The 15,434-nt window shown below is 38.1% G+C and carries 14 protein-coding genes; 4 read left to right on the forward strand and 10 right to left on the reverse strand.

Translation table 11 applies throughout. The features are described 5' to 3' along the window. Positions 1 to 793 precede the first annotated feature (793 nt). From thrS to rplT, 4 genes are all read left to right on the forward strand, one after another. Positions 794 to 2,746: a threonine--tRNA ligase gene (thrS, locus tag ESZ48_RS18420; RefSeq protein WP_129018978.1), complete on the forward strand. Its 1,953-nt coding sequence runs from the start codon at positions 794 to 796 to the stop codon at positions 2,744 to 2,746. 84 nt (positions 2,747 to 2,830) lie between these two features. After that, a complete protein-coding gene (gene infC / locus ESZ48_RS18425) occupies positions 2,831 to 3,322 on the forward strand; it encodes a translation initiation factor IF-3 (RefSeq protein WP_223266511.1) in 492 nt (163 codons plus the stop codon). Between the two features lie 156 nt (positions 3,323 to 3,478). After that, positions 3,479 to 3,676 carry a 50S ribosomal protein L35 gene (gene rpmI / locus ESZ48_RS18430; protein WP_129018980.1) on the forward strand — a complete coding sequence of 66 codons (198 nt, stop codon included), beginning with the start codon at positions 3,479 to 3,481 and terminating at the stop codon, positions 3,674 to 3,676. Positions 3,677 to 3,824: 148 nt separating this feature from the next. Then, a complete protein-coding gene (gene rplT / locus ESZ48_RS18435) occupies positions 3,825 to 4,172 on the forward strand; it encodes a 50S ribosomal protein L20 (RefSeq protein WP_129018981.1) in 348 nt (115 codons plus the stop codon). 349 nt (positions 4,173 to 4,521) lie between these two features. Here rplT and ESZ48_RS18440 read toward each other — a convergent pair whose 3' ends face one another. From ESZ48_RS18440 to tgt, 10 genes are all read right to left on the reverse strand, one after another. Beyond that, positions 4,522 to 5,043 (reverse strand): GNAT family N-acetyltransferase, encoded by a 522-nt coding sequence (locus ESZ48_RS18440; RefSeq protein WP_129018982.1) that lies wholly within the window; start codon positions 5,041 to 5,043, stop codon positions 4,522 to 4,524. Between the two features lie 32 nt (positions 5,044 to 5,075). Next, positions 5,076 to 6,059, reverse strand: coding sequence for an adenylate/guanylate cyclase domain-containing protein (locus ESZ48_RS18445; protein WP_223266507.1), 984 nt, complete (start codon positions 6,057 to 6,059; stop codon positions 5,076 to 5,078). Positions 6,060 to 6,169: 110 nt separating this feature from the next. Further along, complete coding sequence (locus tag ESZ48_RS18450; protein WP_129018984.1) at positions 6,170 to 6,439, reverse strand: EF-hand domain-containing protein; 270 nt, start codon at positions 6,437 to 6,439, stop codon at positions 6,170 to 6,172. 250 nt (positions 6,440 to 6,689) lie between these two features. Then, positions 6,690 to 7,874, reverse strand: coding sequence for an asparagine synthetase B (locus tag ESZ48_RS18455; protein WP_129019024.1), 1,185 nt, complete (start codon positions 7,872 to 7,874; stop codon positions 6,690 to 6,692). Positions 7,875 to 8,100: 226 nt separating this feature from the next. Beyond that, complete coding sequence (locus ESZ48_RS18460) at positions 8,101 to 9,129, reverse strand: AI-2E family transporter (protein ID WP_129018985.1); 1,029 nt, start codon at positions 9,127 to 9,129, stop codon at positions 8,101 to 8,103. Between the two features lie 72 nt (positions 9,130 to 9,201). Next, complete coding sequence (gene dnaB / locus ESZ48_RS18465) at positions 9,202 to 10,749, reverse strand: replicative DNA helicase (protein ID WP_129018986.1); 1,548 nt, start codon at positions 10,747 to 10,749, stop codon at positions 9,202 to 9,204. Positions 10,750 to 10,916: 167 nt separating this feature from the next. Further along, positions 10,917 to 11,870, reverse strand: coding sequence for an acetyl-CoA carboxylase carboxyltransferase subunit alpha (locus ESZ48_RS18470; RefSeq protein WP_129018987.1), 954 nt, complete (start codon positions 11,868 to 11,870; stop codon positions 10,917 to 10,919). Between the two features lie 138 nt (positions 11,871 to 12,008). Continuing rightward, entirely contained in the window at positions 12,009 to 12,923 is a 915-nt protein-coding gene (locus tag ESZ48_RS18475; protein ID WP_129018988.1) for a DMT family transporter, read from the reverse strand. Further along, a complete protein-coding gene (locus ESZ48_RS18480) occupies positions 12,910 to 13,986 on the reverse strand; it encodes an LptF/LptG family permease (RefSeq protein ID WP_129018989.1) in 1,077 nt (358 codons plus the stop codon). Before ESZ48_RS18480 ends, ESZ48_RS18475 begins: the two co-directional genes overlap by 14 nt. 186 nt (positions 13,987 to 14,172) lie before the next feature. Then, positions 14,173 to 15,303 (reverse strand): tRNA guanosine(34) transglycosylase Tgt, encoded by a 1,131-nt coding sequence (gene tgt / locus ESZ48_RS18485; RefSeq protein ID WP_129019025.1) that lies wholly within the window; start codon positions 15,301 to 15,303, stop codon positions 14,173 to 14,175. Positions 15,304 to 15,434: the final 131 nt, after the last annotated feature.

Here is a 15,434-nt window from a genome sequence, read left to right on the forward strand (position 1 = left end):
TGTCAATCCAATATGTTAATGAACTTGTTTCTATTTCTCTCGGCGAACTCAATCGCTAAGCGGGTGCAAATATACAACCCTTTTTCGGTTCTGCAAAATGTTTTGAGGTTTTTTTGAAAGTTTTTTTCACACTTTAAATCGACCACATAAAACACCTTTTCAATGAACCCATCCGCAGTTAACGTTGCCGTTTTTTGCGGCTGCAAACATACAACCTTTTTTAGATCCGCAAAACTTTTTGTCTAAAAAATTTCGCTTTCTTTTCTTAAGGATGTAAATGAACTTTTTTCCGTTCCCTCGGGCCCTAAGACCCTCGTTTGCGGGGTGCAAATATACAACCCTTTTTCCTTTACCCGCAAAATTAAATCGCTCTTTTTTTAAACTATTTTTCTCCAAGCTGGAAATGAACGCCTTAGGCGGACGAAAATCGGGCTGCCAGTTATGCGAGTGGCGTGGGGAGGGCGCGGGTTGCCCGTGGGACGCCTGCCGGGGCGCTCCGGTGGACCTGCTGGAGACCGCAGAGTTTGTGGCGAGAGGGAGCTCTAGCCTGACAAATGTGCCAACCAATCGGTCAAACAAAACAGATTGTTGCTCTTATATAATAGGTGTCATACCTTACTTATGTAGTTACTTATAATACTCATATATATAATGAGGAAGCAAATCATCTTTTACTTCAACCTCCCCTGCTCTTCTCATTGTTTTATTGAGGATATTATTTATACCTATATATATATTGTATGAAAGTATTTTACATCTTATCTTTGTCATCCTAAATTAGCAAGACAGATATATGATTGATATAACGCTACCAGACGGAAGTGTAAAACCGTTTGAGAATAATGCAACACCAATGGATGTTGCCAAAAGTATAAGTGAAGGGTTGGCCAGAAACGTCATTTCTGCAAGTTTCAATGGCACAACTGTGGAAACGCACACCCCATTGACCACAGATGGCGCATTGGTATTGTACACCTGGAATGACAAAGAAGGCAAGAAAGCATTTTGGCATTCTTCTGCCCACGTTTTGGCGCAGGCACTTGAAGAATTATATCCTGGCGTCAAACTTTCTATTGGTCCGGCTATTGAAAACGGATTCTACTATGATGTGGATTTAGGGGAACAAACAATTTCTGATAAAGACTTTAAGACTATTGAAGATAAGATGTTGGAGATTGCCAGAGGAAAATACGACTTTAGCCTGCGGTCAGTTTCAAAAACTGATGCCCTATCCCTATACAAGTCTCAAGACAATGAATACAAAGTAGAGCTGATTGAAAATTTAGAGGATGGCACGATTACTTTTTGTGATCACTCGACCTTTACTGATTTATGTAGAGGTGGGCATATCCCGAATACGTCCATTATAAAAGCGGTTAAAATAATGTCGGTTGCCGGAGCCTACTGGAGAGGTGATGAGAACAATAAGCAATTGACGCGTGTTTATGGAATTTCATTTCCAAAACAGAAAGAACTGACCGAATACCTTCACTTACTTGAAGAGGCGAAAAAACGCGATCATAGAAAACTGGGCAGGGAATTGGAATTGTTTACCTTTTCAGCTAAAGTAGGCCAAGGTTTACCTTTATGGTTACCAAAAGGCGCCGCTTTGCGTGAACGTCTGGAAGATTTTTTGAAGAAAGCACAAAAGAAAGCTGGATATCAGATGGTGGTCACACCTCATATTGGACAGAAAGAACTCTATGTGACTTCTGGACATTATGAAAAATACGGTGCTGATAGCTTTCAACCCATTCTCACCCCTAACGAAGGTGAAGAATTTTTATTAAAACCAATGAATTGCCCTCACCACTGTGAGATTTATAATGCCAAGCCATTTTCATACAAAGAGCTTCCTATACGTTATGCGGAGTTTGGAACGGTTTATCGTTATGAACAGAGTGGCGAACTTCACGGTTTGACGCGCGTAAGAGGTTTTACTCAAGATGATGCACATATCTTTTGTACGCCCGACCAATTGGATAAGGAGTTTAAAGATGTTATTGATTTGGTACTTTACGTATTTGGGTCTTTAGGATTTGAAAACTTTAAGGCGCAAGTATCGTTAAGAGACCCTAATACACCTGAGAAATATATAGGTAGTGATGCAAACTGGGAGAAAGCCGAAGCTGCCATCCTTAATGCAGCCATAGATAAAGGTTTGGATTATGTCGTAGAAACTGGCGAAGCCGCCTTTTACGGTCCGAAATTGGATTTTATGGTAAAAGATGCTTTGGGAAGAAACTGGCAACTAGGGACCATTCAAGTAGACTATAATTTACCTGAACGATTTGACCTTACCTATAAAGGGAGTGATAATGAGTTGCACAGACCTGTTATGATCCACCGTGCTCCTTTTGGAAGCATGGAACGTTTTGTGGCCATTTTGTTAGAGCATACAGGCGGAAACTTCCCACTTTGGCTCATGCCAACTCAGGCCATAGTGTTGTCAATTAGTGAAAAATATGAAAAATACGCCGAAAAAGTTTTAAATGTGCTAGAAAATAACGAAATTCGCGCCCTCGCAGATAACAGAAATGAGACTATTGGCAAGAAGATTCGCGAAGCGGAAATGGCCAAAATCCCATATATGATTATCGTTGGTGAGCAAGAAGAGAGTAAAAACATGATTACCGTACGACAACATGGCGGAGAAGATTTAGGCATGATTAGTGCAATAGACTTCACGGAGGTTGTTGAAAAAGAAGTGAAAAAGACTTTAAAAACCTTTAAACAGAAAAAATAAGTTTAACTAAAAAATATATAAGCCATAGCAATTCGTAGAAACAGAGGTAGCTTCAAAAGAACTGAAAAAGAGGAGCAACATAAAATTAACAGAAGCATTAGAGCCGAGAACGTAAGACTTGTAGGAGATAATGTTGAGACTGGGGTTTACACCACTAAACAAGCTTTAGCGATTGCTGAAGAACAGGGTGTAGATTTGGTTGAGATATCGCCAAAAGCTGATCCGCCCGTTTGTAAGGTGATGGATTACAAGAAGTTTCTTTATGAGCAAAAGAAGCGCGACAAGTCATTGAAGTCTAAAGCGACCAAAGTCATTGTTAAAGAAATCCGTTTTGGTCCTCAAACAGATGATCACGATTACGAATTCAAAAAGAAGCACGCAGAGAAGTTTCTAAAGGAAGGTGCAAAACTAAAAGCTTTTGTGTTTTTCAAAGGACGTTCTATTGTGTTTAAGGAACAAGGGCAAATATTATTATTGAAATTAGCCCAAGACCTTGAAGAATATGGTAAAGTTGAACAAATGCCAAGACTTGAAGGAAAGCGTATGACGATGTTCATCGCACCTAAAAAGAAGTAGCTTCGACAAGCTCAGCTGCCGAATCGACAAGCTTAGCTGCCGAATCGACAGGTTCAGCTACCAAGCTTAGCCACGGAGATATAATGAGTAAATATCACGCCTTTGATAAGGTGTATGAAGATAATAAGCGAAAAGTAAATTAAAATTTAGGAGAAAATGCCGAAAATGAAAACAGTATCTAGTGCTAAGAAACGTTTTAAAGTAACGGGCACTGGGAAGATTAAAAGAAAGCACGCTTTTAAGAGTCATATCTTGACAAAAAAATCTAAAAAGCGTAAGAAAGCCTTGACTAAATGGACGTTAGTTCACGAGGCCGATATGAATAATGTTAAAATCATGTTGCGTTTAAAGTAACACGAGTTTAACCGGTTAAAACAAATATATAAACCCTGGAGTTAGGCTCAAACGATTAACGAGTGCAGATTGATGATTTTTGATTTGCAGAGTTAATAGGACAAAGTGTCAGTATAACAGACCGCCTACTACAAAAAACAATTAAGAAATGCCAAGATCAGTAAATTCAGTAGCAAAAAGAGCCAGAAGAAAAAAGGTTCTTAAACAAGCAAAAGGATACTTTGGAAGACGTAAAAACGTTTGGACAGTAGCCAAAAACGCGGTTGACAAAGCGATGTTATATTCGTACAGAGACCGTAGGGTAAAGAAAAGAAATTTCCGCTCATTATGGATTACGCGTATTAACGCAGCAGCCAGAATTCACGGAATGTCTTATTCAAAATTCATGGGAGGAATCAAAGCTAACAACATCGAATTGAACCGTAAGGTCCTTGCCGATTTAGCAATGAACCATCCAGATGCTTTTGAAGCCATTGCCCAAAAGATAAAAAAATAGGCGTTTCGCCAAAATAACAAACACATTTCGCTTATAAAAAATCCGATTCTTAATTGAATCGGATTTTTTTTTGACCATGGACAAAAACCGTGTTTGTATATCGAAGAGGAGATTTAGAAACCATCCAGGAGTTATGACCTGTTTAATGAAAGACGGTTGATAGGGTTTCCTTGTGATATTTTATAATACTTCTTAAACGGTTCTATAAAGCGTTGTAATGGCACCAGACGAAAGCTTATCGATTTAAATACAATCCCTGTATTATTTCAAACGATGCGAAATTATCCTACGTACATCCACTTCCTACATCTTTCCGGTTTTTAAGTGTGAAAGAAAAAGCTTGCAAAGTTTATTGTAGCCAGTTGTTCTTTTCAATGCTATATCGTCTAACCATACAACGACGTTCTTCATTAAAAAACTCCCTCACAGGGGCCATCAATTTTTCCAAGATTTTCACCGAACCAATATTGTGCGTGTTGACATCGGCTGCGACCTTTTCAGCATTTATCGTGTTAAAGTAATGATCTATCATTCCTCGTGCAATTTCTGTCCCGTATCCTTTTCCCCAAGAATTAAATCTAAAACGATAGCCAAACTCTATATCAGTTTCATCATTAGTTAAAAACAGACAGAGGCCAATCATCTCAGGATTTGCTTTTTCAAAGATGCCACAGGTATACTTTTCTCGATGTAAATCACTCCGTTCCAGATTCAGATTCTCATGGAATTTATCTAATATCTGAGTTTCAGAAAATCTCGATTGGGGAATTGGATCTATGATTTTTGGATCAGAAAGCAATTCAATAAAGTTGTTTTTGTCTTTACTTTCTAGACTCCTAACCACTAACCTTTTGGTTTCGAACACTTTCATTTTCCTGATTGACTTTCTATAAATTCTTAAAACTATCTTTTATGGATCGCATAAATTTTTAGTTCCTCTGTTTTACCTTCCAACAATTCATCTCCCAAAGAAATCGCTTCGTATTTATTGGCCAGATTGAGCTTTTGAAATAAATCATCGGAGATGAGCAAGGATTCATTATACTCGTTACATTTCTCCTGAATTCGCGAGGTGGAATTGATCACATCACCATGATAGGCCAATTCCTTTTTTACGGTGCCAACTTCAGCAATAATGATTTTACCAGTATGTAAACCGGCCTTAAATTCTGGCTGAATTCCATATTTTTTTTGATAGTATTTGGAATGTCTCTTTAACTTTCTTTCGAAATCAAAGAACAGATCAATGCAGTTCAATCCCCTTATTCCTCTTTTGGGAGTCCAGCTCAATACCGCTTCATCACCAACATATTGATAAATTTCAGCATCGTATTTATTGATGATCTTATTGAGATAAAAAAAGCAATCCTGAATAAGCTGACTGTATCTTAAATGCCCCAATTCTTCAGCATGCGTTGTGGAAGATTTTAAATCCAAAAACATGAAGATCCTGTCTACTTCACGTGGATTCTTATATCTGCCAATAAGCATTTTAAAGATGATACCCTTTCCAAACTTATCATTGGCCAGTCGTATAAATGAGAACAGTAACGAACATATAATAAAATAAGCGGTGACCATCCAAAATATTTTGTTGGAAATCCACCATCCCCTGTGATTCGGAAAATCGACATTTAGATAATCTTCGGCCAAAAAGGCCATAACACTTAGAGAGAAAATTAGAAATATCAGGTATATAAGCGATTTGATAAGAAGGATGAGGCCCAAGTTCAAGGCTTTGGATAGAAATTTATCAAAAACATATTCTACAATCGTATAGACAATGGCGACCATTAGTCCTAAAACGACCCCAAATAAAAGGTATTCAGAAACAGGATAAACTTTACTCGCCTGTACGGCGTCGACTTGCTCCTGCTCTCTTCCCAAATATCGAATGAGAATAAAAAAACAAAAGGCAAAAGACCAATATAAAACCGAAGAAACGAATAGTTTAAAAAATTGTTTAATATAATATAGCATCCACGGGAAGGTTAGTGTTATTCTTTAATTTCATCAATAGCTGCTTTAAACTCGTTCCAATCGACCAATCCATCGCCATCCTTATCGTAACCATCAATAAGCTTATTGGTCACCAAACCCCTTATGAGTCCGCTGATTTCTGCTTTTTTAAGAAGATCGGCGATTTCTTTTTTGGAGAGCTTGCCATCTTTATCGTTATCAAAAAACGCAAAAGCTTGTTCAGGGGAATTAAAACTGTTGGAGATAAGGATTTGAATTTTATTCAGAATAGTTTCTTTAGTGGACATAACTTGAGATTTTATTTGCACCTAAAAATAAGAAATATTACGGTTCTATAAGTGCTCATTTGACAACAAAAGGCGCTGCACGTGTGAGAATTTATTAGAGCATGATCGAAGGAAGATGCATTAATTAGCCAGTCTTCGCGGTAAATCTGTAATAGTTAAGCCCTGGTTTCACTTTGGAGTTTCTGGATAAAAGATCAAAAACGACAGGTTTAGATCCCTGTCTTAGAAGGAATTTATCTGCAACTTGCTGTTAAGTCTTCTGTTTTTTCTTTTTTGCGGCAGGAAACAAGACATTATTTAAGATCAAACGGTATCCTGGAGAGGTAGGATGCAGTTCCAACTCTGTTTTTGGATCGCCCACTTTATGGGTGTAATCTTCAGGATCATGGCCTCCATAAAATGTAAAAAAGCCTTTTCCTTTGATCCCATGGATATATTTTGCTTCACCATTTGTTTTATTTTCACCCATAATGAGCACGTTCGATTTGATTTCTTCTCTAGTGAATGATGTGGTCTGTCCCATAAATCCTTTTACTAAAGCTGTATGATTTTGGCATAGCATGGTAGGAATAGGATCCCATTTTGCAGAAAAATCCATGAGGGTGAAATAATCCGTCAACATCGGAATTTGACGTTTAGAGGTCATATCAATGGATGAAAACTCGTAGATATTTGGATTTCTTTCTAAAATAAAATCCTTAAACGCGAAGGTTTTACTATAATCAATCTTACTTTGGTAGTTGGGATCACTGGCATCACCATCAAACATTGGTTCACAGATATCCACACCTTCTGCCGCCAAGGCAATATCAAAACTATCGGTAGCGCTGCACATGGCAAACATAAATCCGCCACCAACCACATAATCACGAATCTTTAAGGCAACCGCTAACTTTTGTTCAGATACCTTTGCGTATCCCAACTTGGCTGCTAATGCTTCAGCTTGCATTTTTTCTTCAATGTACCAGGCTGCAGATTTATAGGTTCTGTAAAACTTGCCGTACTGTCCCGTAAAATCTTCGTGGTGGAGATGTAACCAATCGTAAAGCACAAGGCCATCGCCCAATACTTCTTCGTCATAAATGGTTTCATAAGGAATTTCAGCATAAGTCAATACTAAGGTAACGGCATCATCCCAAGGTGGGTTACTTTTGGGAGAATAGACTGCTATTTTAGGTGCTTTTTCAAGTACTACCGATTCCATGTTCTGGGAGGGACTGTTGATGAACTCTAAAATTTCTTCGGTCTTGGCATCGGAAATAACCTCAAAAGAAATCCCTCTGATTTGACATTCTCTCTGAATTTCTGCTACATCTGGTAACAAAAAGGAGCCCCCTCTATAATTGAGCAACCATTTTACCTTTAATTGCTTTTCGAGCGCCCAATAGGTCATTCCATAAGCTTTAAGATGGTTTTTTTGCCCTTCAGCATCCATAGGAATAAGAATGTAAGAAGCAAAAGATTGCACACTTGCAAGAACAAAAAATAGAATAAGTGCTGCTTTTTTCAAAATAACTTGGGGTTATATTAGGATGTAAAGGCTATTGATTACTGATGACTTAATGCACTTCTATTTTATGGAAGTATATTCATCAATGGAAAGATAAACAAAAATTAGGCGTCCCTAAAATGCTTTAAGAAAATATTGAATAATTCTGTTTTTAATAATCTTCATTCTTGCCAGAAAGCAGACTAGCTACAATTTTAGTGCTCGGGAATTGCTCGAGAATAATTTTCAAGAAAACGGTAATTGGAATAGACATAATCATCCCTGCTATTCCCCAGATATAGCCCCAGAACATAAGCATGACCAGAACAGCTATAATATTGATGGAAAAAGATTTCCCCATAAAAATAGGTTCTAAAATCGATCCAAAAATAATCTGGACCATGGATATTGACAAAATAAAGAAGAACAATGTGCTGGAGGGATCTAACTCAACAAAGGCAAAAATAGACAAACTGATCACTGAAATAAACGATCCGATCATTTGCACAAAGTTGATTACAAAAGCAAAAAGACCCCAGAAAATGGGAAAGCTCACATCAAAAAACAAACAGGCGAGACCTGTAAAGATTCCCGTTCCCAAACTCACCAAAAACTTTACCTTGATGAAAGTGATCAAATTATTTTCAATTTTAAGGAAGGTTTTGATCGCGGTATGTTTCCTCTTCAATAAAGTGACATGTAATAGTTTTTGGACATTGATGGATTCTGCCAACCAAAGCACCGTAAAGAAGGCTGTTGTTAAGGCCATACTGATAAAACTTCCCAAGAATCCAACCACAGATCCAATGTTTTTAGTCTCGGCCAATTGAGCCATAATACTGCCGTTCTTTCCAAGCTCCGCTCCAAAAAAAGACTCCAACGAATGTTTTAAGTCTCTGATTTTGCTGTTAGCTTCAGAGAAAAAAGTACTTTCAGATGATAAAATCTGTTTACTGGATAGATGGATCAATTCTGCCGTAATTCCCAGACCCATTAAGATAAGAAGGATCACGATGAAAATACTGAGATATTTTGGAACGCCCTTTTTTCCCAACCAACGCATCAGCGGCAAAAACAAGAGCGCTATAAACATGGAAAAAACCAATGGAATGAAGATAAACGATAAGATCTTCAACAAGTAAAAAACAAGTGGCACAACAATCACAAGCAATAATAAATTTGTTGTACGTCTTTTATCCATGGGTATATTCTAATTAACAGCTTGTAAAGATAATCTTAAACTGTATAAGAAATTAAAGAAAAAATTAAGATTTTAGAATGGCACATCATTATCGTCATCGTCATCCATTGAAGGCGGATCAAAAGCATCTGATGCCGACGGGAAGTTACTGGAATTAAACGAATTATCATTGGCGGCAGCATTCATTTTAGAATGGAATTCGCCAAAAGGAGTATCAAAATCATCAAGATTATCAAACTTACCAAGATTTCCGATAAATTTCAATCGGATATTCTCCAAGCCCCCATTTCTGTGTTTGGCGATAATAAATTCAGCTTGGCCTTCTGTTGGAGAGCGTTCTTCATCATCCCACTCGTCAATTTTATAGTATTCCGGTCTGTAGATGAACGATACAATATCGGCATCCTGCTCGATCGCACCAGATTCACGCAAATCCGACAGCAATGGTCTTTTACTTCCACCACGGGTTTCTACCGCACGGGACAATTGCGATAAGGCAATTACCGGAATGCTCAATTCTTTTGCCAAAGCCTTAAGGTTACGGGAAATCGTAGAAATTTCCTGTTCCCTGTTGCCTCCTTTCTGGCTTCCACCAGCAGTCATCAATTGCAAATAATCCACAATGATCATTTTAATGCCGTATTGAGACGCGAGACGACGTGCTTTCGCACGTAAATCGAAAATAGAAAGTGATGGGGTATCGTCAATAAACAAAGGCGCTTTCTCTAAAGCCTTTACTTTGACGTTTAATTGTTCCCATTCGTGTTTCTCAAGTTTTCCGGTTCGTAATTTCTCTGAAGACAAGCCTGTTTCACTAGAAATCAAACGTGTGATCAATTGTACGGAAGCCATCTCTAACGAGAAAAACGCTACCGGGATGTTATGTTCGACCGCAATATTTCGAGCCATAGACAAGGTCAAGGCTGTTTTACCCATCCCAGGACGAGCCGCCACAATGATCAAGTCACTTTCTTGCCATCCTGAGGTCAATTTATCCAACTTATCAAAGCCTGACGGAATGCCGCTTAAGCCTTCTTTATTGGAGATGTCCTCAATTTTCTTTTTCGCTTGAATCACCAAACTTTGGGCAGTTTCCGTAGATTTCTTGATATTACCTTGGGTCACTTCATAAAGTTTGGCCTCCGCTTGATCTAATAAATCAAAAACATCTTTGGTTTCATCGTAGGCATCTTCAATAATCTCATTTGAAATCTTGATCAAACTACGCTGAATGAATTTCTGGAGAATAATACGCGCATGAAACTCGATATGCGCCGAAGAAGACACCCGTTGGGTCAAAGAAATCAGGTAAAAATCGCCACCCACCAAATCAAGCTTTGCATCTTTTTTGAGTTGACTGGAAACGGTTAATAAATCGATTGGTTCACTGTTTTCAAATAATTTGAAAATGGCCTCAAATATGTGTTTATGGGCGTCTTTATAGAACGCATCGGGACTTAAAATATCGATAACTTCATCAACCCCTTTTTTGTCAATCATCATTGCCCCGAGAACAACCTCTTCTAAATCAAGAGCTTGTGGTGGAATTTTTCCTTTTTCTAAGCTAATAATCGTGCTTTTGTCCACCTTATAGCCTTGTATTTGATTTGGTTGTTTCATGAATGCGAAAATAAATAAATTGTAAGGAAAGTAGCCATTTTATAGCTCCTCAATCTTAACAGGTCATCAACAATCTAACTGTTGATAACTTCATAATATTGTTAATAAGGCCAAAAAAAACCGAAGCCATTAACTTCAGTTTTGAGTTTTGTTAATGTATTAGGGGATTATGATTTATAAACCCCCATATCAGCATATTTATCCATACGCTTTTGTACCAATTCTTTTGGTGATAAGTTTTTGAGTTCGCCGTAAGATTTTTCGATTGCCTTTTTAACTGCTAAAAAAGCTTCCTCACGGTTGGTGTGTGCGCCACCAAGTGGTTCTTTGATAATATCATCCACCAATTTCATTTTTTTCATATCGGGAGCCGTAAGTTTTAATGCTTCAGCAGCCTGTTCCTTATATTCCCAACTGCGCCATAGAATAGACGAGCAAGATTCTGGAGAAATAACGGAATACCAGGTGTTTTCCATCATCAGTACACGATCTCCAACACCAATTCCCAAAGCACCACCAGAGGCACCTTCACCAATAATCACACAGATAATTGGCACTTTTAAACGGGTCATTTCTAGGATATTTCTTGCAATGGCCTCGCCTTGGCCGCGTTCTTCAGCTTCCAATCCAGGATAGGCACCTGGGGTGTCAATTAAAGTGACCACAGGCAAATTGAACTTCTCAGCAGATTTCATCAATCGCAAGGCTTTGCGATAGCCTTCAGGGTTTGACATCCCAAAGTTACGATACTGTCTGGTTTTGGTATTGTAACCTTTTTGCTGCCCAATAAACATATAGGACTGATTGCCAATTTTACCCAATCCACCAATCATGGCTTTATCATCTTTCACATTTCTATCGCCGTGCAATTCCAAAAAAGTATCGCCGCACAAGGCTCTGATATGATCTAAAGTATAAGGTCTATTTGGATGGCGCGATAACTGAACACGTTGCCATGCGGTTAGATTTTTATAGATGTCTTTCTTTGTAGCCAGGAGCTTCTTCTCAATTTGTTCACAAGTTTGGGTCACGTCAACATCACTTTCTTCACCAATCACTCGGCATTTTGACAATTGATCCTCTAGTTCTTTTATGGGAAGCTCAAATTCTAAATACTCCATAGAAATTTAAGTTTTAATTATTAGTTAGCCTACAAACCTACGTATTTTTTTCCGTTAAGATAAAACTACAATATGAAAAAATACGTATTTATTGGAAGGCAATACAAAGGTACGGATAATCAAAGTAACTCTTAAGAATTAATCGACTTTGTATGCCTTTCGTTTTTTTGCCCGATGCGATATCACATTCTTGAATACGGCATCCAGCACCACTGATAGCAAGACTAAAATAGCACCATAATAAAACTGAGGGCCCATTTTTTCCGTTTCAGGAAATAATAGTATTGCCAAAGTAATCCCATAAACAGGTTCTAAATTATATGAAAGTACCACGGTGTATGGACTGATAAACCGCATAACTTTAACGATTCCAATAAACGCATAAGCCGTACAAATAGAAGCCAAAATAAAAAGGAAGATCCAGTCGGCAGCAGAAAGCGTGAAAAACTCAGCGTCAAATCCGCCTTTAAAAATCAGGATAAATAGCGTCAAGAACGCCACCCCACTAATAAACTCATAAAACGAAATGACAGTTGCAGAATGTGTCTTTATAAAAGTACCATTGATCACTGCAAAAAGGCTGGACAGAAGTGCAGAAACCACTCCAAGAATGATTCCATTGATATATCTTAACTCGCCATGCGTGATGAGAAACACACCGATTACTACAATAATACCAAAGAGAATTTCATACCAGATAATCCGCCGTTTATAAAACAGGGGTTCAATAAAAGAAGCGAAAAAAGCGCCTGTAGAAAACATGGCGAGGGTGATTGAGATATTGGATTGCTTAATGGCTTCAAAGAAGGTGATCCAATGCAAGGCGATGATGACACCGGCCGCAAAAAATTTCAGCATGGTGCGTTTATCAACCTTTATTTTCAATTTAATGAACCTGATATAACAAAACATCAGCAATCCGGCCATTAGCATACGATACCAAACTAATGGGATGGAGCCAATGGTAATTACCTGTCCTAAAATAGCAGTGAAGCCAGCAATAAAAACTAAAAAATGAAGGTGGAGATAATTCTTGAGCTTATCGTTTTGCATTATAGAGGAGAATGATCGCTAAAATACCGAAAACTACATTTGGAAGCCATGCGGCTATTAATGGGGAAAAGTCAGATTGTTCGGCCAATACACCAAAAACCTTATCAAAAAACACATACACCATGGCTGTTGTAATACCAAATGCCAAGTTAACGCCCATCCCTCCCCTTCTTTTTATTGAAGAAACCGAAACGGCTATTATGGTCAGAATAAAAACGGCTACCGGCAAACTCCATTTTTTATATTTCACGATTTCATAACGGCCAATATTTGAAGAGCCCCTAGCTTTTTCTTTGTTTATAAAATCGACCAATTCCGTATAGGGTTTTGTTTCTGCAATGTAATTGACAGGCATTAAATCTTCCAAATCAAAAGGAAGAACGGTATCAAGCCTTCGTTGTGTTTCAATGATATCGCCATTATCCGTTATGGTACGCTTGAAATAGTTGAATAATTTATAGGTACTATCTACTTCAGAATAAACAATGGAATTGGCAAAAATCTTATATTTCATTTCGCCATTCTCAATATGCTCCAAAGTAAAATTAAAGCCCATCTTTTTGACCTTATCAAAACTACTGACATAAATAAAATCAGTATCGTTGATCTGCCGGAAAATATTTTGCCCCGGATCTTGATGCCTACCACTTTTCAGATATTTATAAGAAAACTCGTTGAAACCCTGACTTGCGATAGGTGCCAAGTAAAACCCTAAGATCATAGCAAAGATAGAAATGATGGTGGCGCCAATGATATAAGGTCTAAGAAAGCGAGAAAAGGATACTCCTGAACTTAAAAAAGCCACAATCTCAGTGTTATTGGCCAGTTTGGAGGTGAACCATATAACCGAAAGGAATAAAAATATCGGAAACAATAAATTGGCAAAGTAAATCGTAAAATTGAGATAGTATAAGGCCACTTCCCAAAATGGCACTTTATTCTCTAGGATCTTACCGATTTTCTCCGCGAGATTGACCGTAATCCCAATAGGAATAAACAGCAACAACATCATCAAGAAAGTGAGGAGATAGCGTTTTAATATGTACCAATCTAGGATTTTCAAAGTCTGCGGACTATTGGTTATTATTTATTTTATATTCTTATTATTGAACTGCTCACTTCAAACTTCCATCTTCTAGCTTCCAGCTTTTTATTGTTTATTCTTTATTCCTAAAGACAATTTTTTAAGTGTTAAATTGTTAACCCTGCCTGCCCGTCCGGAGCTTTGGCGAAGGCGGGAACACTGAACTTACAACCGCTTATCCATCTGTTTCACCATCATATCTTTCCAGGTTCTAAAATCTCCTGCTAAGATATGTTTTCTAGCTTCCCTGACCAACCACATATAAAATCCGAGGTTATGAATCGTAGCAATCTGCATGGCCAAGCGTTCATTGACAGAAAACAAATGACGTAAATACGCTTTTGAATATTCTGTATCTACATAGGTCATGGCCATTTCATCCAAAGGAGAAAAATCATCTTCCCATTTTTTATTTTTGATATTGATGGAACCATGTGCCGTAAACAGCATCCCGTTTCTGGCATTTCGAGTTGGCATGACACAGTCAAACATATCCACACCTAACGCAATATTTTCAAGAATATTGATTGGCGTACCTACACCCATTAAATAGCGCGGTTTATCTTCTGGAAGGATCTCACAAACCACTTCTGTCATGGCATACATTTCGTCTGCAGGCTCCCCTACTGACAGTCCGCCAATGGCGTTCCCTACGGCACCGGCATTTGCAATATACTCAGCAGATTGCGCGCGTAAATCTTTATAGGTGCTGCCTTGAACAATTGGAAAAAAGCTTTGCTCATAGCCATATTTGAATGGGAGTTTTTCCAAATGGTTGATACATCTGTCCAACCAACGGTGGGTCATGTGCATGGACCTTTTGGCATAATTATAATCACATGGATACGGCGTACATTCGTCGAATGCCATAATTATGTCCGCACCGATAATACGTTGGATTTCCATGACATTTTCTGGCGTAAACGTATGGTAACTGCCATCAATATGCGATTTAAACTTGACGCCTTCTTCTTTGATTTTCCGATTAGCAGAAAGCGAATAGACTTGATAGCCACCGGAATCCGTCAAAATATTACGGTCCCAATTCATGAATTTGTGCAAGCCTCCAGCTTGTTCCAAAATTCTTGTTTGTGGACGTAAATAAAGATGATAGGTATTACCTAAGATGACATCTGCATTGATATCATTTTTAAGTTCTCTTTGGTGGACGCCCTTGACGGAACCTACCGTACCTACTGGCATAAAAATAGGTGTTTCAATAACACCATGGTCTGTAGTAAGTTTTCCTGCCCTCGCCTTACTTTGAGGGTCTTTTCCTTTTAATTCAAATTTCATACGTGGCAAACCTACATCTTTTTTAATTCAAATTGATAATTATCAAGTTGAAGCAAGATGATATTAAATTTTAAAAATTGTAATCATTAGCCTCGGTCGATCCCTTGAGGCATCATATCTAAGCCCTTAAA

It is taken from the genome of Gelidibacter gilvus, assembly GCF_004115975.1.
Lineage (GTDB): Bacteria > Bacteroidota > Bacteroidia > Flavobacteriales > Flavobacteriaceae > Gelidibacter > Gelidibacter gilvus.